This window comes from Paeniglutamicibacter sulfureus, assembly GCF_039535115.1.
Taxonomy (GTDB): Bacteria; Actinomycetota; Actinomycetes; order Actinomycetales; family Micrococcaceae; genus Paeniglutamicibacter; species Paeniglutamicibacter sulfureus.
The window spans coordinates 1,116,028-1,138,008 of sequence record NZ_BAAAWO010000001.1 but is presented as its reverse complement, the minus strand read 5'-3'; the positions used below and the strand labels follow the sequence as shown (position 1 = coordinate 1,138,008).

General features: G+C 67.4%; 19 protein-coding genes. 15 read left to right on the top strand and 4 right to left on the bottom strand.

The features are described 5' to 3' along the window. Positions 1-153: 153 nt before the first annotated feature. Complete coding sequence (locus ABD687_RS05145) at positions 154-489, top strand: cupin domain-containing protein (RefSeq protein WP_264269297.1); 336 nt, start codon at positions 154-156, stop codon at positions 487-489. Between the two features lie 8 nt (positions 490-497). Here the strand turns inward: ABD687_RS05145 and ABD687_RS05140 are convergent, their stop codons facing one another. Both ABD687_RS05140 and ABD687_RS05135 read right to left on the bottom strand, forming a co-directional pair. After that, positions 498-1,520 (bottom strand): sugar phosphate isomerase/epimerase family protein, encoded by a 1,023-nt coding sequence (locus ABD687_RS05140; protein WP_310293003.1) that lies wholly within the window; start codon positions 1,518-1,520, stop codon positions 498-500. A 74-nt stretch (positions 1,521-1,594) separates the two neighbouring features. Continuing rightward, positions 1,595-2,821, bottom strand: a complete 1,227-nt coding sequence (locus tag ABD687_RS05135) for an ROK family transcriptional regulator (RefSeq protein WP_310293006.1) — start codon at positions 2,819-2,821, stop codon at positions 1,595-1,597. A gap of 111 nt (positions 2,822-2,932) precedes the next feature. Between ABD687_RS05135 and ABD687_RS05130 the strand changes: the two genes are divergently transcribed. The 9 genes from ABD687_RS05130 (at position 2,933) to ABD687_RS05090 (ending at position 11,996) form a co-directional block, all read left to right on the top strand. Further along, entirely contained in the window at positions 2,933-4,471 is a 1,539-nt protein-coding gene (locus ABD687_RS05130; protein ID WP_310293008.1) for a sugar ABC transporter ATP-binding protein, read from the top strand. Beyond that, positions 4,468-5,484 carry an ABC transporter permease gene (locus tag ABD687_RS05125; RefSeq protein ID WP_377700304.1) on the top strand — a complete coding sequence of 339 codons (1,017 nt, stop codon included), beginning with the start codon at positions 4,468-4,470 and terminating at the stop codon, positions 5,482-5,484. The genes ABD687_RS05130 and ABD687_RS05125 overlap by 4 nt, the downstream gene beginning before the upstream one ends. Before the next feature lie 46 nt (positions 5,485-5,530). Beyond that, on the top strand, positions 5,531-6,592 hold the full coding sequence (locus ABD687_RS05120) for a substrate-binding domain-containing protein (protein ID WP_302265711.1): 1,062 nt from the start codon (positions 5,531-5,533) through the stop codon (positions 6,590-6,592). Between the two features lie 55 nt (positions 6,593-6,647). Continuing rightward, on the top strand, positions 6,648-7,802 hold the full coding sequence (locus tag ABD687_RS05115; protein ID WP_310293012.1) for a Gfo/Idh/MocA family protein: 1,155 nt from the start codon (positions 6,648-6,650) through the stop codon (positions 7,800-7,802). A gap of 66 nt (positions 7,803-7,868) precedes the next feature. Further along, entirely contained in the window at positions 7,869-8,570 is a 702-nt protein-coding gene (locus ABD687_RS05110) for a DedA family protein (protein WP_302265714.1), read from the top strand. A 289-nt stretch (positions 8,571-8,859) separates the two neighbouring features. Next, on the top strand, positions 8,860-9,219 hold the full coding sequence (locus ABD687_RS05105; protein ID WP_310293533.1) for a GntR family transcriptional regulator: 360 nt from the start codon (positions 8,860-8,862) through the stop codon (positions 9,217-9,219). Beyond that, the gene (locus tag ABD687_RS05100; protein ID WP_310293015.1) at positions 9,216-10,139 is read left to right on the top strand and encodes an ABC transporter ATP-binding protein; all 924 of its coding nucleotides are present in this window, start codon (positions 9,216-9,218) and stop codon (positions 10,137-10,139) included. The genes ABD687_RS05105 and ABD687_RS05100 overlap by 4 nt, the downstream gene beginning before the upstream one ends. Continuing rightward, the gene (locus tag ABD687_RS05095; RefSeq protein WP_310293018.1) at positions 10,136-10,831 is read left to right on the top strand and encodes a hypothetical protein; all 696 of its coding nucleotides are present in this window, start codon (positions 10,136-10,138) and stop codon (positions 10,829-10,831) included. The genes ABD687_RS05100 and ABD687_RS05095 overlap by 4 nt, the downstream gene beginning before the upstream one ends. 166 nt (positions 10,832-10,997) lie before the next feature. Then, complete coding sequence (locus ABD687_RS05090) at positions 10,998-11,996, top strand: 3'-5' exonuclease (protein ID WP_310293536.1); 999 nt, start codon at positions 10,998-11,000, stop codon at positions 11,994-11,996. A 75-nt stretch (positions 11,997-12,071) separates the two neighbouring features. Here the strand turns inward: ABD687_RS05090 and ABD687_RS05085 are convergent, their stop codons facing one another. Further along, on the bottom strand, positions 12,072-13,025 hold the full coding sequence (locus ABD687_RS05085) for an ADP-ribosylglycohydrolase family protein (protein ID WP_310293021.1): 954 nt from the start codon (positions 13,023-13,025) through the stop codon (positions 12,072-12,074). Between the two features lie 77 nt (positions 13,026-13,102). Between ABD687_RS05085 and ABD687_RS05080 the strand changes: the two genes are divergently transcribed. The 3 genes from ABD687_RS05080 to ABD687_RS05070 all read left to right on the top strand — a co-directional run bounded on the left by ABD687_RS05080 (position 13,103) and on the right by ABD687_RS05070 (position 18,782). Beyond that, positions 13,103-14,269 carry an exonuclease SbcCD subunit D gene (locus tag ABD687_RS05080; protein ID WP_310293023.1) on the top strand — a complete coding sequence of 389 codons (1,167 nt, stop codon included), beginning with the start codon at positions 13,103-13,105 and terminating at the stop codon, positions 14,267-14,269. After that, on the top strand, positions 14,266-17,406 hold the full coding sequence (locus ABD687_RS05075) for an AAA family ATPase (RefSeq protein ID WP_310293026.1): 3,141 nt from the start codon (positions 14,266-14,268) through the stop codon (positions 17,404-17,406). The genes ABD687_RS05080 and ABD687_RS05075 overlap by 4 nt, the downstream gene beginning before the upstream one ends. Before the next feature lie 107 nt (positions 17,407-17,513). Beyond that, positions 17,514-18,782 carry an MFS transporter gene (locus ABD687_RS05070; protein WP_310293029.1) on the top strand — a complete coding sequence of 423 codons (1,269 nt, stop codon included), beginning with the start codon at positions 17,514-17,516 and terminating at the stop codon, positions 18,780-18,782. Positions 18,783-18,867: 85 nt separating this feature from the next. Here ABD687_RS05070 and ABD687_RS05065 read toward each other — a convergent pair whose 3' ends face one another. After that, positions 18,868-19,584, bottom strand: coding sequence for an IclR family transcriptional regulator (locus ABD687_RS05065; RefSeq protein ID WP_264269310.1), 717 nt, complete (start codon positions 19,582-19,584; stop codon positions 18,868-18,870). Positions 19,585-19,764: 180 nt separating this feature from the next. Between ABD687_RS05065 and ABD687_RS05060 the strand changes: the two genes are divergently transcribed. Together ABD687_RS05060 and hpaB are read left to right on the top strand one after the other, a co-directional pair. Beyond that, positions 19,765-20,304, top strand: a complete 540-nt coding sequence (locus tag ABD687_RS05060; RefSeq protein ID WP_264269311.1) for a flavin reductase family protein — start codon at positions 19,765-19,767, stop codon at positions 20,302-20,304. Between the two features lie 49 nt (positions 20,305-20,353). Beyond that, positions 20,354-21,976 (top strand): 4-hydroxyphenylacetate 3-monooxygenase, oxygenase component, encoded by a 1,623-nt coding sequence (hpaB, locus tag ABD687_RS05055; RefSeq protein ID WP_310293035.1) that lies wholly within the window; start codon positions 20,354-20,356, stop codon positions 21,974-21,976. Positions 21,977-21,981: the final 5 nt, after the last annotated feature.

Here is a 21,981-nt window from a genome sequence, read left to right as displayed (position 1 = left end):
TTCAACCTACCGCCGGGGAAGGGAATTGGCCATGGTTCGCCGTCCCGCGGGCAGAGCGGGAGGGGCCGGCTGCCGCCGAATCGTTCCTTGACCCGCGCGGTGTCCCCGGGACATCCTTGGGCAAGAGGGTTTGCCGCGGGGAACGAGGAGCACATGAAGAAGTTTTCACTGACGGCCATTGCCCGCGCACAGGTGCAGGCCGCCGCGGCGCAGTCCAGCGGGCGCGCGGCCAGCACCGTGTTCGGCGGGCACGAACAGACCCTGCGCCAGACGGTCATCGGCCTGGCCTCCGGCACCGAGCTGAAGGAACACATCAATCCCGGCGAGGCGACGGTCATGGTGCTCACCGGCCGGATCCGCCTGAGCTCGGACGGCGATTCCTGGGAGGCACGGACCGGCGACCTGCTGGTGATGCCGCCGGGCTATTCGCAGATCACCGCACTGGAGGAATCCAGCCTGCTGCTCAGCGTGGCCAAGACCGACAGATAGGCAGCCAGTCAGTGCTGGTTGCCAAAGGCGGCGTCGAAGGAAGTCTCCGGCAGCTTCCACAGCAAGGAGCGGACATACTCCACCGCCTGGCTGGCCCCGTGCAGCCGGTCCATGCCGGCGTCCTCCCATTCGATGGAAATCGGACCTGAGTAGCCGATGGACTTCAACGCCCTGAACGCGTCCTCCCACGGAACGTCCCCGTGCCCGGTGGAGACGAAGTCCCAGCCGCGCCGCGGGTCTCCCCACGGCAGGTGCGAACCCAGCACCCCTGCACGGCCGTTGGGGGTCCGCATCCGGGTGTCCTTGCAGTCGACGTGGTAGATCCGGTCCTTGAAGTCCCAGATGAAACCCACGGGGTCGATGTTTTGCCACATCATGTGCGAGGGGTCCCAGTTGAACCCGAATGCCTCCCGGTGCCCGATGGCCTCCAGGGCGCGCACCGATGACCAGTAGTCGTAGGCGATTTCCGAGGGGTGCACCTCGTGGGCGAAGCGCACGCCCTGTTCGTCGAAGACATCGAGGATCGGGTTCCAGCGATCGGCGAAGTCCTGGTAGCCCGCGTCGATGACCGAGGCGGGCACCGGCGGGAACTGGGCCACATAGGGCCAGATCTTCGATCCGGTGAACCCCACCACGGTATCCGCGCCGAGCTTGCGGGCGACCCGGGCCGAGCGCTTCATGTCCACGGCGGCGCGTTGGCGCACGCCCTCCGCTTCCCCGTCGCCCCAGGTGTATGGGCGCACCAGCGCCTCGTGGCGGAAGTCGATGGGGTCGTCGCACACCGCTTGGCCGGTGAGGTGGTTGGAGATCGCGTAGACCTTCAGTCCGTGGCGTCCAAGGATGTCCAGGCGTGACTGGGCGTAGTCGTCGTCCTCGTCCGCCCTGCGCAGGTCCAGGTGGTCGCCAGAGGCGGCGATTTCCAGGCCGTCGTAGCCCCACTCGGCGGCGTGCGCGGCGACCTGCTCGAAGGGCAGGTCCGCCCATTGGCCGGTGAAGAGGGTGACCGGGTGGGTCGAAGCGGGGGTGCTCATGGTGCCGTTCTCCTGTACCTGGCCGTCCGTGGCCGTGGTGTGCCGGGGGAAATAGTGGTGGGTGGGGGCGCCCGTTACCGGGACGCCGCGGCGGACTGGGGGGAGCTGCGCTCCTGGACCAGCCCGTCGACGGCAGCCGCGGAAAGGACGTGCTGGATCACCAGCATGCTGGCGCCGCGCACCCCGGCCATTTCCCGCGAGGCCGATCCGACGATAACCAGGTGCTGGGTGGCCAGCGGGGTGGAGCGGAAATAGACCAGCTCGCGCACCCCGGCGATCACGTGTTCGCCGGCGTTGGCCAGGCGCCCGCCCAGGACGATCACCGAGGGGTTGAGCAGGTTCACGCACATCGCCAGGACCGAGCCGATGTCGCGCCCGGCCTGGCGCAGCACCGCGATGGCCGCGGTGTTGTTTGCCTCGGCCAGCTTCCCGACCTCGGAGGCGGTGGCGACCTCGATGCCGTGGGCTGCCAGGTTCCTGGCGACGGCGGGCCCGCCGGCCAGCGCCTCGAGGCAGCCGGTGTTCCCGCAGGAGCACGGCGTGCTCGCGCCTCCCGGGACCTGGACATGGCCGAGGTCCCCGGCCGATCCCTGGGCGCCGCGCTGCAGCTCGCCGCCGCTGATGATGCCCACCCCGATGCCCGTGGCCACCTTCACGAACATCAGGTTCTCGGTGTCGGGCCAACTGAAGGACTGCTCGCCCAGGGCCATGATGTTCACGTCGTTGTCCACCAGCACCGGCACGTCGAAGGTCCGCTGGATGGTGCCGGGGATGTCGAAGTCGTTCCATCCGGGCATGATCGGGGGCTTGGTGGGCCGTCCGGTGGAATGCTCGACGGGTCCCGGGACGCCGATGGCGATACCCGAGAGCGTCGCGGCGTCGCGGCCGTTGCGCCCCAGCAGTTCGATAAAGCTGTGCACCACCCAGTCGAGCACCGGCACCGGGCCGGCGGCGATGTCGACATCGGCACGCAGGTGGTCGATGACGTTTCCGGCCAGGTCGGTCAGCGCCAGGATCCCGTGGGCAGCTCCGAGGTCGGCAGCAAGCACCGTGCGGGACTCGGGGACGAAGGCGAAGGTCGAGGGAGGGCGGCCCCCGGAGGAGAGCGCGGGCCCGACGGCACCGATGAGCCCGATGTCCTGTAGCGCATCGATGCGTGCGGCGATCGTGGAACGGGAGAGGCCGGTGCGCGTTGCCAGCTCGGAACGGGTACGGGGCCGTCCGTCGCGCAGAAGCTGGAAAAGCTCTCCGGCACCTGTCCCAGGGGTGGGTGGCTTGGGGGTAATCATCGAGATGGCCATGGAACAAGTGAAGCATATTGGGCAGAAGATGTAGTGCTCATCACAAGTAATGACAGATATCGGTCGACTTTTGCTCGACAATAATCATAAGTCCGTGTAACGTCCATCACTATGAGTGACGACGAAGCCACAGGCGCCACCCCTGGCGGGGCGCATCTGCTTGAAATGCGGGGGATCGAAAAGCGGTTCCCCGGCATCATCGCCCTGCAGGATGTCTCGTTCGAGGTCTCCGCCGGCGAGGTGCACTGCCTGCTGGGCCAAAACGGCGCCGGCAAGTCCACCCTGATCAAGGTGCTGGCAGGTGCCCACCGGCCCAACGAAGGACAGATCCTGCTCGATGGCAAGGAGGTCGGCTTCTCCAGCCCGGATGACGCGATCAAGGCGGTCATCGGCACCGTGTACCAGGAGCTCGACCTCGTCGAGACGCTCACCGTCGCCGAGAACATCTTCCTGGGCCACGAGAAATCCCGGGGCGGATTCAGTTCCCGCCGGGCCGAGCAGCTCGAAGCCGCTCGGCTGTTGGCCAGCCTCGGCCATTCCGAGATCTCCCCGCTCATGGAAGTCGGCGAACTCTCCGCCGCGGGCCAGCAGATCGTCTCCATGGCACGGGCGCTGTCCCGTGACGTGCGGCTGATCATCATGGACGAGCCCTCAGCCGTCCTGGACTCCGAGGAGGTGCGCAACCTCTTCGACACCGTCCGCACGCTCACGGCAGCCGGCGTCGCGGTCATCTACATCTCGCACCGGCTCGAGGAAATCCGGGTCATCGGCGACCGCATCACCGTCCTGAAGGATGGGCGGGCGGTTGCCTCGAACCTGCGGGTCTGCGAAACCCCCAACGTCGAACTCATCCGGCTCATGACCGGCCGCTCCATCACCAACGTCTTCCCGCCGGTTGCCGCCCTCGCCGCGGAGGCAACCGAGATCCTCTCGGTCAACGGCCTGGTCGTGGCCCCCGGACACGATCCGATCTCCTTCTCCGTGCGGGCAGGAGAGGTGCTGGGGCTGGCGGGGCTGGTCGGCTCCGGCCGCTCGGAAATCCTTGGTGCCATCTACGGCAGCACCAAGCCGGTCTCCGGAACCGTCGACATCGACGGCACGAGGCTGCGCCCCGGCTCGACGGTCTCGGCCGTGAACGCGGGCATGGGGCTGTGCCCGGAGGAGCGCAAGAGCCAGGCGCTGTTGCTCGATGACACCCTCGCCGCAAACTTCACCCTGGCAAGCATCGGGCGCTACGCCACCGCCGGGTTCACCAGCCAGAAGGCCGAGTACCGGGTGAGCATGGAGCAGATCCGGAACCTGGAGCTGCGCCCGGCCGACCCCGCCCGCGAGGCCCGCACGCTCTCTGGCGGAAACCAGCAAAAGGTCGTGCTGGGCCGCTGGCTCTCACACGGCTGCCGCGTGCTGCTGCTCGACGAGCCCTCCCGCGGCGTCGACGTCGGGGCGCGCAGCGAGATATACAACCTCATCGCCGGGTTGTCCCGGGCGGGCATCGCCATCGTCGTGGTCTCCAGCGAACTCGAGGAGGTCCTCGGGCTCTGCCACGAGGTGCTTGTCGTGTCCGAAAACCGGATCGTGCACCGGGCACCCGCAGTCGAACTAAGCGAACACCAGATTCTTGACCTCGTGATGGAAGGGACCACACTATGAGTACCTCGGCCGCAACCGAGCTCAAGCAGGCACCGAGCCTGCCTCCCCGGCGCAGCGCCATGAAATGGCTGTTGGATGCCGGGCTGCGCCGGAACATGGGGCTGATCCTGGCCCTGGCTCTGCTCTTCGTGCTGGGCGCCGTCACCGCAGGGGAGCGCTTCGCCGACTCGAACAACGTGATGACCATCGTTCGCCTGGCCGCCGTGACCGGGGTGGTCAGCATCGGGGCCACGTTCGTGATCACCATCGCCGGCATCGACCTGTCGGTCGGCGCCGTGCTTGCGCTCTCGGCCGTCTGGGCGACAACCCTCTCCGGGCAGGCATTTGCCGATTCGACCTCCTGGATCTTCATGGCGCTCACCGCCATGGGGGTCGGTGCTGCCGCGGGGCTGGTCAACGGGATCCTGATTGCCTACGGCAAGGTCGTCTCCTTCATCACCACCCTGGCCATGCTGGCCGCCGCGCGCGGGCTGGCGGAGATCATCTCCGACAAGAAGACCCAGATCATCACCGTGGACCCGTTCCTCGAGGCAGTGGGCGGGAACCTCTTCGGGATCCCGGTCATCGTGCTGATCTTCATCCTGGCCGCCATCGGCGGCTGGGTGCTGCTGAACCGCACCACCTTCGGCCGGCGCACCTTCGCCATCGGCGGGAACCCGGAGGCCGCCCGCCTGGCGGGCATCAAGGTCGAACGCCACACCATGGCCATCTACGCGCTCGCCGGGCTCTGCGCCGGCATCGGCGCGTTCATGCTCATGGCCCGCACCACCACCCACGGCACCGGGCTGGAACTGGACGTGATCGCCGCGGTGGTCATTGGCGGAACCCTGCTCACCGGCGGCCGAGGCTCGATCTTCGGCACCGTGCTCGGCGTGCTGATCTTCTCCACGCTGACCAACATCTTCACCCTGAACAACCTCTCGCTCTCGGTGCAGCTCGTCGCCAAGGGCGCCATCATCGTGATCGCCGTGCTGATCCAGCGCCAGCTGGCCGCCCGGCAATCCCGCACCTGACCCGCACCACCCACACCGCACCAAATACTGTTTCAAAGGAGAAGTAATGTCCATGCCCACCACTCGCTCCAAGAAGATGCTCGGCGCCGCTGCCCTGCTGGCCACCTCGGCGTTCATGCTCACCGCCTGCGTCTCCAACGCCCCGGCCGAATCCGCACCCACGACCGGTGCGGCCGCCGCACCCGCCGCCGCCGGCTCCAACGCCGAGGCCGGCGAGAAGGTCACCATCGGCTTCTCGGTGCCTGCCGCCGACCACGGCTTCATGGCCGCCATGACCGACCTGGCCGTGGAAACCGCCAAGGAGTACCCGGACGTGGAACTAAAGGTCGCCGAGGGCACAAACGACGTCAGCGTCCAGATCAGCCAGGTCGAGACCATGATCAACGACAAGGTCGACGCCATCGTGCTGCTGCCCTTCGACGGTGCGGCGCTGACCCAGGTGGCGCAGAAGGCCATGGACGCCGGCATCCCGGTCATCAACGTCGACCGCGAATTCAGCACCGCCCAGTCCTCGCGCGTCACCGTGCTGGGCGACAACTACGGCGTGGGCGTATCCGCCGGCGACTTCATCTGCAACGAGCTCGACGGCAAGAAGGATGCGAAGATCGGGGAGATCCCCGGCATCGACTCCCTGCCGCTGACCCAGGACCGCAGCCGCGGCTTCAAGGACGCGCTGGAAAAGTGCGGGCTCGAGGTCTCCAACCGGGTGCCTGCGGAGTTTACCGTGGAGTCCGGCGAAAAGGCCGCCTCCAACCTGCTCCAGGCTGCCCCGCAGCTCGACGCCATCTGGAACCACGACGACGACCAGGGCGTGGGCGTGCTGGCGGCCATCAAGGCCGCAGACCGCGACGAGTTCTTCATGGTCGGCAACGGCGGCTCGGCCAACATGATGCGCGAGATCCAGTCAGGTGACTCGGTCGTGAAGGCCACCACCGTCTACCCGGCCTACCAGGCAGCCGACGGCGTGCGCGTGGCCCGACTTGTGGCGCAGGACAAGGCCCTGGGCGACTTGCTGGACATCGAGATCCCGCGCCAGATCGTGCTGTACGCCGCCGTGGTGACCAAGGAGAACGTCGAGCGCTACCTGCCGACGGCCTTCGAGTCCTAACCCCGCGCCACCACCCCGATCCGCCCACCGGCAGCACCACCGCAAGGAGCAATAGATGTCCCGAACCAGCTCGGCCCTTGGCGTAGCAGTGATCGGCCACTCGTTCATGGGCAAGGCCCATTCGCAGGCCTGGCGCAATGTCAACGCCACCTTTGACACCCCGAAGGTTGCCATGCGCGTGCTCGTAGGGCGGGATGCCGGTACCGTCGAGGCGTCCGCGCGGCGCTACGGGTGGGAGGCATCGAGCATCGACTGGCGCGCGAGCATCCTGCGCGAGGACGTGGACATCGTGGACATCTGCACCCCCGGCGCGCTGCACGCGGAAATCGCCATCTTCGCCCTGGAACACGGAAAACACGTGCTGGTGGAAAAGCCGCTGGCCAACACCGTGGCGCAGGCGCAGGCGATGGCCGAGGCGGCATCCGCCGCGGCGGATGCCGGGGTGGTGTCGATGCTCGGATTCAACTACCGCCGCGTGCCGGCCCTCGTGCTGGCCAGGGACCTGGTGGCAGCCGGCCGACTGGGGGAGTTGCGCCAGCTGAACATCCGCTATTACCAGGACTGGCTGGTCGACGCAGGCTCGCCGATGAGCTGGCGGCTGCGGCGGGAAGAGGCGGGGTCCGGCGCGCTGGGGGATCTAGGCTCCCACGCGGTGGACCAGGTCCACTACCTGACCGGGGCGAAGGTGAGTTCCGTGTCGGCCACCAGCAAAACCTTCGTCTCCCGGCGTCCCGGCGCCGCGGGGGACGAGGAAGTCACTGTGGACGACGCGATATGGTCCACCCTGGAGCTGGACAACGGCGCGGTGGCCACGGTGGAGGCCACACGCATGGCCACGGGCCGCAAGAACTCCTTCAGGATCGAGGCCTACGGATCGCGCGGTTCCCTGGCCTTCGACCTGGAATCGCTCAACCACCTGCAGTTGTGCGATTCCGGGGCGCCGGCCGGGGAACAGGGCTCCAAGACCATTCTGGTCACCGAGCCGGAGCACCCGTACCTGGATGGCTGGTGGCCCACCGGCCACGTGCTGGGCTGGGCGGACACCTTCACCCACGAGATCCGCGACCTGCTGCTGGCCATCGAGGGCAATACGCAGGCCTCGCCCTCCTTTGCCGAGGGGCTCGAGGTCCAACGGGTGCTGTCGGCGATCGAGCACAGCGCCGCGAACAACTGTGCCAGGGTGGCGCCCGATCCGGTGCCCGTCACGTGAGGCATTGAACACATAGTGGACCCAGCCCCTGCGAATTCCCAGTGGCTTAAGAGACACTAAAAGACAATGACTACCTTGACTGCGCTACAGGCCGCGACCGCCGATCCTTCCGGCGGAAGCCTGATCACGAGATTTGCCGACTGGGCGGTGCACCTGATGGAGGTCATCGGGGCACCGGGTGCCGCGCTGGCCATCGCGCTGGAGAACCTCTTCCCGCCGCTGCCCTCCGAGGTCATCCTGCCGCTGGCCGGCTTCACCGCCAGCCGCGGATCCTTTTCCCTCGTGGAGGCGCTGCTGTGGACCACGATCGGCTCGATTGTCGGTGCCTACGCCCTGTACTGGGTTGGCCGGGCGCTGGGGCGGACGCGCACCCGCGCGATTGTCGGCTGGCTGCCGCTGGTGGACCTCGAGGATGTTGACAAGGTCGAGGCCTGGTTTGACCGCAACGGGGCAAAGGCCGTGTTCTTCGGCCGCATGATCCCGATCTTCCGCTCGTTGATCTCCATCCCCGCAGGCATCACCAAGATGAACCAGGGCAAGTTCCTGGGGCTCACCGCGGCGGGGTCGCTGATCTGGAACTCCATCTTCGTGCTCGCCGGGTACTACCTCGGGGAGAACTGGCACATCGTGGAGGCCTATGCCGACGTCTTCCAGAAGATCGTCATCGTTGGCGTGGTCTTGCTGCTGGTGCTCTGGATCGTGTTGAAGATCCGCAAGACCAGGGCGAAGAAGAACGCGGCCATGCAGGATGCGGACGCTGCCAAGTAGCAACACCGCAGTACCGAGTCCTCGGGCCCGGTTGCACGTCACGACGGAAATTCGCGCACACGCGAAAACGGTGGCGGGCAGCCGGGCTTTTTGCTGCCATTAATGGGGCCCGCATACCGCCGGCGATGTTCCCGCGGGAATCTACCGTTGCCTGTTGACACCCGGTTCATGCGGTCTTAGGTTAGTTACATGAGTAATGAACCACTGAACCAATTAAGCGTCCGGGTTCGTTGCGTGTCAAGAAAGGTTGGCCGTCGTGAGCGCCATTGATGATTCACGGCCGATCTTCATGCAGATTGCGGAGCTGATCGAGTCCGAGATCGTCGCCGGCACCATGGCCGAAGAGACCCAGGTGCCCTCGACCAACGAGTTCGCCGCCTATTACCGCATCAACCCGGCCACCGCGGCCAAGGGCGTGAACCTCTTGGTTGAAAGTGGAGTCCTGTACAAGAAGAGAGGCATCGGCATGTTCGTCAGCAGTGGCGCCCGCGAGAAATTGCTTCAAGTCCGGCGCAACGCCTTCCAAGCCCAATTCATCCAGCCGCTGGCGCGCGAGGCGAGGAAACTCGGCATCGACGCCGACCAGCTCAGCGCCATGATCCGCCAATCTCTCACCACGGATACTGCCGAAGGGAGCGTCAACCGATGAACGAGCCATCATCGTCGGCCATCGAGGTCAGGAACCTGTCCAAGACATTTCGCGATCTCAGGGCGCTGGACGGCGTGACCTTGTGCCTGGAAGCGAACCGCATCTACGGACTGCTCGGACGAAACGGAGCCGGAAAGACGACCCTGATGTCGATTCTCACCGGCCAGGGGTTCCCGAGTAGCGGGGAGGTGTTGATCCACGGGCACACTCCTTACGAGAACGACCAGACCTTGGCGCGAATCTGCTTCATCCGCGAATCCCAGAAGTACCCCGACGACTTCACGCCCGTCCAGGCATTCAAGGCGGCCGCCCTGTTCTTCGCGAACTGGGACCAGGACCTGGCCGCAGGCCTCGTGGCCGACTTTGCCCTGCCGCTGAAACGGAGGATCAAGAAGCTCTCACGCGGCCAGCTCTCGGCCGTGGGCGTGATCATCGGCATGGCCTCGAGGGCGGAAATCACCGTCTTCGACGAACCGTACCTTGGCCTTGACGCCGTGGCCCGGCAGATCTTCTATGACCGGCTCGTAGAAGACTACGCGCACCATCCGCGCACCATTGTGCTCTCCTCGCACCTGATCGACGAGATCGCCAACCTGCTGGAGCACGTCGTGGTGATCGACAAGGGCAGGATCCTGCTCGACGAGGATGCCGAGTCCCTGCGTGGCGCGGCGGTCGCCGTGACGGGGAACCAGGAAGCGGTCGCCGACTTCATCGACGGCTACGAGGTGCTGCACCGCGATTCCCTCGGTTCCCTGGCGTCGGTCACGATCAAGGGGCGGCTCGGGCAGACCCAGCGCGCCATGGCTGCGGACCTCGGGCTCGAGCTGTCCCCGGTGCCCCTTCAGCAATTGGTCGTGCGTACCACCATGGCTGCACAGAAACACGTGAACGGCGAGGAATACCAGGAGGCCCTCAAATGAACCGCGTCATCAAGGTTGCCCGCATGCAGCTGATCAACAAGTGGACCTTCCTCGGGATCCCGCTGGTGATCCTGGTCGTTTCGACCCTTCTGACGTTCGCCATCTGGGCGCTGCTGCCCGCCAGCGCCAGGGAAGGGACTCTGTATTCCGGGTCGGGCCAGGCCGTCATGTGGTATTTCCTGGCCCTGGGCATCCAGTCGCTCACGCTCACGTTCCCGTTTTCGCAGGCCATGAGCGTCTCGCGCAAGACGTTCTACCTGGGTACGCTCGGGCTCTTCGCCCTGATCGCCCTGGGATTCTCGATCCTCTACTACCTCCTGGGCCTGGTGGAAACCGCCACCGGGGGGTGGGGATTCAACGGCCAGCTCTTCGCCATGGACTGGATTGCAGGCAACAACGCGCTGGTCCAGATCCTGTTCTACTTCGTGGCCATGGTGCTGCTGTTCATGATCGGCTTCTGGTGCGCCACGGTGTACCTGCGCTGGAAGGCCACCGGCCTGCTGGCCGCTGGCATCGCCTTCGCAGTGTTGCTGCTGGGGATGCTCGCGCTCGTCGCCGTCAACGACGCCTGGCCCCAAGTGGGAAACTGGTTCGCCTCGATGCAGGTGCTGGGCCTGTCGATCGTGCTGGGACTGGTGTGCGTGGCGCTGGCCGGGGGATCGTACCTGACCCTGCGCCGGGCCACGGCCTAGCCGCAACCACGGAATTGCAACAAACCGACCCCCGGCGGGTCGGCCCGGCCACCTGCGTGGCAGGGCGGGTCCGCCGGGGGTTTTGTGCGCGTTTTCGATGTCATTCACGCCACATGCGGGAGTCTCGGTGCGCAAGCCGTGGGCGATCAACGGTATTCTTTGGTTCGTGGCCCTGGACTTTACATCGATCGACTTTGAAACCGCCAACGGATTCCGTGGCTCCGCCTGCAGCGTCGGACTCAGCCGGGTCCGCAACGGCAAGATCGTTGAGGAAGCCTCTTGGCTGATGCGCCCGCCGAAGGGGTTTGACCACTTCGATGCGCGCAACGTGATGATCCACCGCATCACCGCCGACATGGTCAAGGATGCACCGCGCTTCGGCGAACTGTTCACCCCGATGGCCAACTTCATCGGCACCGACACCCTCGTTGCGCACAACGCCGCCTTCGACCTCGGCGTGATCCGCTCCGCCCTGGAGGTCTCCGAACTTTCCGGCCCCGCATTCGACTACGCCTGCACCGTGAAGATGTCCCGGCGCACCTACGAGCTCTCCTCCTACTCGCTGCCATTCGTGGCGGAGGAAGCGGGTTCGCCCATGGAAAACCACCACGATGCGCTGGCCGACGCCCGGGCCTGCGCGAACATCATGGTCGACATTGCCCGCCGCCAGAAGGCGGACGACGTGGCAGCCGCAGCGCAGGTGCTGAAGGTGAAGATGGGCTTCGCGCCGGCCTACCTGCCGGGCGATGCACTGTCCAAGGCCACCCGGGACGCCCAAGGCTGGGCAGCCAGCGGCAACCCGGTGCCCGTGCAACCCGAGTGGGCCGCGTGGCCGCAGGAGGGCGAGGACCGCACCGGGGATCCGCAGGCGGACCCGGCGCACCCGCTCTACGGCGAAATGGTGGTCTTCACCGGCAACCTGCGCATCTCCCGCCAGGTCGCCAAGGACCGGGCCGCCGAGCGCGGCGCCAACACCGCCAGCCGCGTCACCCGCGCCACCACGGTGCTGGTGGTCGGTGACGGCTTTGTGCCCGAGGACCTGTCCACCGGACGACTCACCGGCAAGGCCAAGCGGGTGCTGCGCCTCCAGGAGGCCGGGCAGCCGGTCGCGATCCTGGCGGAGGGCGAGTTCCTGCAGCTGATCGACGGCTTCGACGCCGCGTAAGGTCCCCGCGCACGCCGGCGGCCGCGCATTGAGCGCGGCTGAGTGGCGGCGCCCCGTTGCCAGGGCGCCGCGCAACTACTCGCCGACGGTGAGCTTGACCCAGCGATCGTGCATGGCGTCCAGGATGGGGTCGATCTCCGAGGCCGGACGGTGGGCCACCGCGTCGGTGCCCTGCACCGCGGCCAGCAGGGCCGTGGCGTAGGCGGCGGTCTCGGCATCGGGCTCCTCGCCCAGCGCCTCGAAGAGCGCGTCGTAGGCGGCCTTCGGCTCGGTGTGCGCCAGCGCGTTCGTCACGAGGGTCACCGCGCGGAACAGTCCCGCTCCGGCCGTCATGTCCCGTTCGGCGGCCTCGGACTCCGGCGCTTCGTGCCCCTGGTCCGGTTCCCTGGCCTCGGTCATCTCGGGCTCGAATTCCTTGACCAAGGCGGCCCAGCGGCCCACGGAGCCGGTCCCGGATTCCAGGGCGGCGCGCACCACCAGTGCGGCCGCGGCGGCGGCGCGGTGGGCGGCGGGGGACCCGTGGGTCAGCGCCGCGGCATCCGTGGCGAGCTTGGCCGTGGTGGCCTCGTCGACGCGGGGCAGCAGCGCCATGAACGCGGCACGGGTGAGCACCCCGGTGGTGTCGGCCTGGGGAAACAGGGGGCGGCCGACCGATGCCATGTCGGCGTTGTCCAGTGCCAGGAGGTTCTGGCTGTCGCCCGGGGCGAAGTCCGGGGCCCCGTCGAAGGCCTCGTCGATCCAGCGCGGCTGCGGCTCGGGGGCGCCGGCCGGGAAGGACTTGTTCACCAGCTTGTACCAGCGCAGCGCCGCCAGCCACATGCAGGCGGCCTCGTCGGAGGACACGCCCTCGTTCGCCCATTCCAGGGCCTCGAGCAAACCATCGAGCAGGTACAGGGCAAGGGTCTCGGTCTCGCCGGGATCGGCGCCGTCGCGCGCGTGGGCCGCACCGTCGGCGGCGGCCAGCAGCACGCCGAAGACACGGTCGGAATAATCGGCGGGAAGCGCGTACTGATCAGTTGATTCACTCACCGTGCCAGTCTAGTGGTTTTCCACCTGCGCCAGAGTCGAATACCAACCCGTGGTACCCAATCGCTAGTGTGGTTTCCATGCGTATCCTTCACACCTCCGATTGGCACCTTGGCCGCTCCTTCCACGGGGCCTCGCTGCTTGGGGCCCAACGTGAATTCGTGGACCGGCTCATCGCCACCATCGAGACCGGGAAGGTGGACGTGCTGCTGGTCTCCGGGGACGTGTATGACCGGGCGCTGCCTGGGGTGGACGCGGTGAAATTGTTCGACGAATCCCTGGTCCGGCTGCGCGCCACCGGGGTGCAGATGGTCATCACCAGCGGCAACCACGACTCGGCCCTGCGCCTGGGCTTCGGCTCCGCGCTGCTCGAACACGCCGGGCTGCACCTGCGCACCTCCCTGGCCGACATCGACCGGCCGGCGATCTTCAACGGGGAGGGCTTCGAGGTTGCCGTCTACGGCCTGCCCTACCTGGAACCGCGCATGGTCGCCGAGCCCCTGGGCGTCACCGAACCCGGACACCCTCCGGTCATCCGCGCGGCACTGGACAAGGTGCGCACGGACCTGGCCGCACGGCAGGAAGCGGCAAGCCATCCGGTGCACCCCGTTGTGCTGGCGCACGTCTTTGCCGCCGGTGGCGCCTCCTCGGACTCGGAGCGTGAGCTGAGCATCGGCGGGCTGGACATCGTGCCCACCTCCCACTTCGCAGACTTCACCTACGCGGCCCTGGGCCACTTGCACGGTCGGCAGCAACTGGCCGAACACATCCGCTATTCCGGATCCCCGATCCCGTATTCCTTCTCCGAGGCCGGGCACCGCAAGGGCGCCTGGCTGCTGGACATCGGCCCCGAGGGGCTGGGGGAGGTGCGCGGCATCGACTGGCCCGCGGCCAAGGAGCTGCGCATCCTCAAGGGCAAGATCGACGACCTGCTCACCGCCGACCAATACGCCTCGGCGCAGGATGCCTGGTGCCAAGTCACCCTGACCGACACGCACCGTCCCGCCGACGCCATGGAACGCCTGCGCGGGCGCTTCCCCGACACCCTGGTGCTGAACTTCGAACCCGTGGACCGGCCGGTGGACGAACACGATTCCTACGCCGACCGGCTGGCGGCAGCCGCTTCCCCCGTGGAGGTCTGCGCCGGATTCGTCGACCACGTGAGGTTGCGGCCGCTCAACAATGCCGAGAAAGACCTGGTGGCTTCCGTGCTGGTCCAGATGCGCAGCGAGAAGGTACAGGCATGAGGGTCCATGCACTGCAGATCGAGGCCTTCGGCCCGTTCGCCAAGCGCGCGTCCATCGACTTCGACGCGCTCTCCGAGGCGGGGATCTTCCTGCTCAACGGGGAGACCGGCGCGGGGAAGACCAGCGTGCTCGACGGGATCTGCTACGCGCTCTACGGCTCCCTGCCCGGGGTGCGCCAGGGCAGCAAGTCGCTGCGCAGCGACCACGCGGGCCCCACAGCTGTCCCGGAAGTCATCTGCGAGTTCTCCACCGGAGGCCGGCGCTTCGAGGTCACCCGCTCCCCGGCATGGGAGCGGCCCTCGACGCGAAGCAAGAACGGCTTCACCACCGCGCAGGCCCAATCCCGGCTGCGCGAGCGCATCGACGGGGCGTGGATCGAGAAATCCACCCGCAACGACGAGGTCGGACACGTCCTGGCCGAGATCCTGGGCCTGGACAAGGAGCAATTCACCAAGGTCGCGATGCTGCCCCAGGGTGCCTTTGCCGCGTTCCTGCGCGCCAAGGACAAGGACCGCGAGGACCTGCTGCGTTCGCTCTTCGACACCAGCGAATACGCCATGACAGAGCGGATCCTGGGCGAGCGCCTCAACGCCGCCCGCGCGGAGGCAGAGGACGCCGAACGCGCCCGTGCCACGACCCTCGAAACCCTTCTCAACGACGCAACTTCCACGCTCTACGGGGACGAAGACCCTGAGGCAGACGGTGAATCCGGCGAGGGCAGCACCGGACTCCCGCAGGAGGCCCGCGACCACCTGGACGCGGGGGAAAGCCATGAACTCGGTGAATTGCTGCGCCGGCGCGTGGCGCAGCTGCGTTCCGGGCTCGAGCGGGCACGAACGGATGCCGATGCCGAACTCGCCACCGCGCAGAAAACCCGGACGGCCCTGGAAGACCGGGCCACCAGGCACCGGCAGCTGGCGGAACTGGGGACCCTGCGCACCGCCCACGAAGCCCGCGCCGAGCACATCGCCGACCTCGGGGCGCTGCTGGAGGCCGATGCCCGCGCCGTCGGACTGCTGCCCTACCACCAGCAGCTTTCCGACGCCCGGGCCAAGGCGGACGCGGCGCACCACCGGCTCGCCGCCGCGGCTTCCGCGGTGGACACCGGCGAGGCCCACGAGTCCCTGATGGCCCAGGCCGCGGGAATCGACGCCCTGCTGGAGCTCTCGCGCGCCACCGATCCCGATCCGCAGGTGCTGGTGGTGCTCGGCGGCCATGCGGCCGAGGCCTCAAAGGCCTCCCGTGCCGCCGCCGCCCTCATCGAGGCGGCGCTGCCGGAGGAAGCCGAACTCGAAGAGGTCCGGCGCGGCATCCTGGCGCTGAAGGCCGAGATTGACACCGGTGCCGCCAAACAGTCAGGACGCGCCGGGCGCATCGGGGAAATCGGGGAAGGACTTCCGGAACTGCGCACCCGGCACGGGGAACTCGCGGCCCTGGCCGAATCCGCTGGCACGCTTGAGGCCGCGGTCCGGAGCGCCACCGAACGCCGCGAAGCGGTGCTCGCCCGAACCCGGGCGGAAAAGGCGCAGGCAACCGCACACACCACCTGGAACGCTTCCCGCACGCAAACACTGGAAGCCCGCGAGCGTGTCGCTCAGCTGGTCGCACTGCGCCTGGAACAGTCCGCCGCGGCGCTGGCACAGGAGCTTATCGACGGGGAAGCGTGCCTGGTCTGCGGGTCCACCGCCCATCCGGAACCGGCCTCCCTGCCAGAGGGAGAGTTCGTTTCCGCCCAAGACATCGAGGCGGCCCAGGGCTTGTTGGCCCAGGCCGAGAAGGCCGAGGACAAGCACAAGACCGCCCTCGAGAAGGCCAACCAGGTGCTGGACGTCTCGCGCGGCAGGATTGGAGAGCTGGGCGCGGAAGATGCAGCGGCCGAACTCGCAGCGGCGGCCGAGGCGCATGCCAAGGCGGCGGCCTCCGGTGCCGAGGCCGCCGCCGCGCAGCGGACGCTGCAGCAAGCCGAGACCGAACTGGAAAACCTGAAGGAAGCCCAAGCGAAGACCGCCACGGAGTTGGAGGTCGCCGCAGCGCGGCAGCAAGCCGAGGAAGCCAGGGCACTGAAACTGGAGGCGCGTCTGGCCAGGCTGGGCAGGGACGGCCAGAGCCTGGCAGAACGCCACGTGATCCTGGGCTCGGCGGCTACCGCGCTGGAAACCTTGTCCGCCGCGCTCCAGGCGAGTATGAACGCGGCGGCCAACCTGGAGGCCTCCACCGGGCAGTGGGCGGAAAAACTTGCAGGCATCGGCGCAGCGGACACTGCCGCCTGGAAGGAACTGCTGCTGGACGATGCCCGGCGCGCGGCCGAACAGCAAACCGTGCGTTCGCACAACGACGAGGCAGTGCGCATCAAGACGCTCGCCGAGGCTCCGGGCATCGAGCTCGCCCGCACCGAGGCTGCCAACGGCATCGAGGCGCCCGGCGAGCACGAACACGCCGCCGCGCACCAGGCCGTGGTCGACACCGCCGCGGCCCGCGACCGGTTGCTGGCCCGCGACGCCGTGCTCACCAGCTACGCCGCGCGGCTGGAGGCGGCGCTCGGGAAGCTCGCCACGCTTGCGATGGAGGCCGGTCCGGTGCTCGAGCGCTACGCCACGCTGAAGTCCATCGCCGAGCTGGCCCGCGGTGCGGGGGAGAACCGGCTGAAGATGACGCTGAGCACCTACGTGCTCGCCGCCCGGCTGGAATCCGTCGCCCTTGCGGCCACGGCGCGCCTGCTGGTGATGACGGGCCAGCGTTACTCGCTGGTCCACGACGACACCCCGAGGGGGAACAACAAGTCGGGCCTGGGCCTGCAGATCCTGGATTCGTGGACCGGGGTCAAGCGCGACACCCAGACCCTCTCGGGCGGGGAGTCCTTCATGGCTTCGCTCTCGCTCGCGCTCGGCCTGGCGGATGTGATCCAGCAGCAAAGCGGAGGCATCGACATCGAGACCCTCTTCGTCGACGAGGGCTTCGGCTCCCTGGACGGCGAAACCCTGGAACAGGTCATGGACGCACTGGAAATGTTGCGCAGCGGCGGGCGGGTCATTGGGGTGGTTTCACACGTGGCCGAGATGAAGCAGCGCATTGCCACCCGGTTGAACGTCCACAAGGGACGCAACGGCTCGACCGTCTCGCTGCAGATCGGTGTGTGAGCACGGCCCTTGCGGTGCTCGGATAGACTGGTTGATGTTTGCACAGGGTTCTGTGTAGCGGGAGGCAGGGACGCTACACGCATGTAAGTGGAGTACCCGGCATCGCCATGACCAACACTGTTCCCAACAAGTCCACTGCCCCTTCGCCCTACGCGGCGCTCCCGCCGCTCGTCGGCTGGGCCTTTTTCCCGCTGGGCTTCTTTGCCCGCCTGCCCCTGGCCATGCTGACCATCGGCTCGATGACCCTGCTGATCGATTCGACTGGCTCCTATGCCGCCGGCGGCATGGCCGCCGCCATGGTGGGTCTCGGCTCGGCAGTGGGTGGCCCTACCATCGGCTATCTCTCCGACCGCCTGGGCCAGCGCCGCGTGCTGCTGCCCGTCGCCGTGCTCCAGGCAATCTTCATCACCGCACTGCTGTGGTTCGGCGGTGCCGGAGAGCTGGCACCGTTGGGGGTCATCGTGCTTCTGGCGGTCCTCGCCGGGGCTTCCGGCCCGCAGGTCGGCCCGTTGGCCCGCGTGCGCTGGATGGCGCTGACCCGGAAGCGTGACACCGGTGGACGGGAACTTTCGGCGGCGCTGAGCTACGAGTCGATGGTCGACGAGCTGGGCTTCGTGCTCGGCCCGGCAGCCGTGGGACTCTTTGCCGCACTTGTCGCCCCCTGGCTTCCGCTGGCCATCGCCGCGGTGCTGACCCTGGTGCTGGTGCCGCTCTTCGCAGTGCATCGCACCGAAAAAGCCGTCGTGCCGGCGGTGAAGAACGCCGTGAAAGTCAGGCTCACCGCGCACCAGCTGACCGGAATCTCCTTCGCGGTCATCGGGATGATCGGCATGGGTACCTTCTTCGGTTCCAGCGCCGCCGGCACCCTGGCATTCGCCGGGGCATTGGGCAACGCGAACATCGGCGGACTGCTGTACGCTGCGGTCGGGTTCACCTCCGCCATTGCCGCGCTCTCGGTGGCGTTCTGGCCCAGCGGGTGGCCGCAGGCCAGCCGCTGGCTTGCTGCGTCGATCTTCATGGTCCCGGCGGCCCTGGCGCTGCAACTGCCCGGGGAACTGGGCCCGATGATCGCCGCACTGCTGGTGGTGGGCATCCCGGTTGGCCCGGTCCTGGTCACCATCTTCACCCTCGGTGGGGAAATCGCGCCGCGGGCACGCCTCTCCACGGTGATGACCCTGCTGTCCTCCGGCATCGTGGTGGGCACCGCGATCGGCAACTCCCTGGCCGGACTGCTGGCCGATGCGTACGGCTATGCGGGTTCGTATGCAGTGGCCGCAGGCGCGGCCGGACTGCTCCTGCTCGCCGGCATTGCCATGGCGATCCTGCGCGCTGCCCAACGCAGGTCGATGATGCGCGGCACCGGCCCGCGTTCCTAGGACCGGAGCGGTAAACGACAAAGAGGGTGGTGGTTCGGAAGCAAATCCTTCCGGACCATCACCCTCCGTCGTGGGCCCCTTGGTGTCAGCCGAGCTCGGCTTCGATGGCGCGGGCAGCGGCCTTCAACCGTTCACCGATGGCGGCAACCTCGTTTTGCCGGGACCCGGTGCTGTAGACGACGGCAACCGCCGCCGGCAGCTGCCCCGGCACCGTGACGGGCGCCGCCACCGAGGACAGACCGGGAATGACCTCGTCGATGCTGGTGGCGTAGCCCAGGGCGCGGGCCTCGGAGGCGATCTTCCGGTACGGTGTCTCGTGGTTCAGCGCCGCCCACTGCTCCTCGGTGAGTGTTGACTGCATGGCAATGCCCGGGGCCCCGTGCCCGAAGGGATGGCGCGAGCCCGGGCGCTGCACCACCGCGGCGTGCACGTGGCGCGGCTCCACCGTGACCAGCGTGGTGCAGTCGGGCTGGTCCCACACGGCAATGAAGGCGCACATCTTCAACTCATTGGCCAGGAGCGTCAGCTCCGGAAGCGCCGCGCTCTGCAGGTCCCGTTGCACGCTGCTTGCCAGCACGGCAAGGCCCGGGGCGCCGTGCACCCGGCCGGACTCGTCGCGGGTGACCAGTCGGTGGGATTCCAGGGTGCGCAGGATCCGGTAGGCGATCGAGCGGTGCACGCCAAGATCCTCGGCGAGCTCGGCAATGGTCATGGGCCCGTTGGCCTCGGCAAGGATCTCCAGCATGCGGATGCCGCGGGAGAGTGTTTGTGATGCCGGTGCGGTGGTGCTGGTGGCGGTCATGGGGGCCGGTGCCGTCCTTCGGTGGGTTGGCGCCGCGTGGCGCTGCCCGTGGGGGTTGTGGGTCAACCCGCGCTGGGTTATGGTGCAAATACTATTCTTTATTGGAACTGCTCGTTCGATATTAGAACATTTGCCGCGTGAATGCGAGGGGCCGGCGGGAATGGGAAGCAGGAGCACGCCATGATCGTCCCGGGCAAGGACGAAATTGCCGAGGGTGGCGTTCCGCGCCGGATCGATGCCTCCACGTTGCCACATTTCCGCGGCAGCCTGGGTCGTTTTGCCACCGGCGTGGCCATTGTGACCTTTGACGGACAAAGCAAGCGCCACGGGATCACGGTGAATTCGTTCACCTCTGTCTCCATGGACCCGCCCCTGGTGCTGGTTTCCATTGCCCGGTCCACGAAGGCCCACGATGAGCTGGCCAACCGGTCGTTCACGGTGAACATCCTCGGCGCCGAGCAGATGGACCTTGCCCTGCATTTCGCCGGCCGCCCGAGCCACGATCCGGTCTGGATCGAGGGGGCCACGGCCCCGCGGCTCGCCGGCGTGCTCGCCTACTTCTCCTGCGCACCGTGGGCCGCCTACGACGGTGGTGACCACACGCTCTATCTGGGCGAGGTCCGCAACTTCAACTACCGCCGCGGCGACGCGCTGGCCTTCGCCAATGGGTCCTTCACCACCATCCCCGAACGCCACCTGGGCGTCGAGGAACTGCTCTAGTCCACCGCCGATCCGGAAGCACCGCCACTACTCAAGAGGGGTCTTGAACATGGGAATCAGAACCGGGGCGCAGTTCCTGGCCAAGCTGGACGCGATGCGTCCGCACCTGGTCATCGACGGGGAGGTGGTCTCCGAAAACCTCACCCGGCACCCGGCCTTCAGGCAGCTGGCGCTCACTTACGCGAAACTCTTTGACATGCAACACGACCCGGCCCACCGGGACGCGCTGACCTACGAATCGCCCACCACCGGGGACCTGGTCAATGCCTCTTTCCTGGTGCCGCGCACGCCGCAGGACCTGGCCCGGCGGCGGGCGGCGACAGCCACCTGGTCCGAGTATTCCAACGGCTTCCTGGGCCGGACCGCCGACTACATGAACGCCGCCCTCACCGCCCTGTCCACCGCCAAGACGTTCTTTGCACAGGGCGACCCGGTCTTCGGGGAGCGCATCGAGGCCTACTACGAATTCGCCCGCGAGAACGACCTCTTGGCCACGCACACCCTGATCCCACCCCAAGTCAACCGTTCGGTCTCCGGCTCCGAGCAGCTCGGCGGCCAGCTCACCGCGCGCATTGTCGAGGAACGGGCAGACGGCATTGTCATCAGCGGTGCCCGGATGCTCGCCACCGTCGCCCCGATCGCCGACGAGCTGCTGGTTTTTCCCTCCACCGTGCTGCGCGGCACCCCCGAGGACGCTCCCTATTCCTTTGCCGTGGCCGTGGCCAACGACGCGCCCGGGTTGCGCTACCTCTGCCGCACCGGGCTGCACAACGGCGGCAACACGCATGACGAGCCGCTGGCAGCCCGCTTCGACGAGATCGACGCGGTGGTGGTGTTCGACGAGGTGTTCATCCCCAATGAGCGCATCTTCATGCTCGGGCGCCCGGAACTCTGCAACGCCTGGTATACCGACACCGGAGCCGGCGCGTTGATGACGCACCAGGTCGTCACCCGCACCGTCGCCAAGTCCGAGTTCTACCTGGGGCTGGCCTCGGAGATCGCCGGAGCCATTGGCATCGACGGCTTTGCGCATATCCAGGAGGACCTGGCGGAGTTGATCCGCAACGTGGAGATCGGCAAGGCGCTGGTGGTCGCGGCCGAGGCGCAGGCGGCCCCCAGCGTTGACGGGGTGCTGTTGCCGCATTGGGAAACGCTGAATGCCGCCCGCAACTGGTATCCGAAGATCTCCCAGCGCTTCCCGGAGATCATCCGGAAGTTCTGCGCTTCGGGCCTCATGGCGCTGCCCGGCGAAGCGGACCTGGAGGTTGCGACCGAGGATATCGCCAAATACCTGCAGGGCAAGTCCCTGACGGGGTCCGAGCGGATCCGGCTGTTCAAGCTCGCCTACGACGCCTCGATCACCGGATTCTCCGGTCGCCAGGCACTCTATGAATACTTTTTTTTTCGGCGATCCCGTGCGCATGGCCGGAGCCATGGTGAACAGCTACGACCGCGAGCCGATGTGCCTGCGAGTGCGCGAATTCCTGGGCCGGGAGGATTGAGGAACCACCGCGGAAACGCCTTCGCCCAAGACGCCGGATTGCCGGCGCATCCGGCGCCGGACATTCCCCGCGCAAGGGGAGGAACAGCCGAGACCCAAATTGACGTGAGCGGAGTCACGATGATGGGTTACCATGGACAAAGCACTTTACCGTCCGAACGGTCGGTATGATGCCT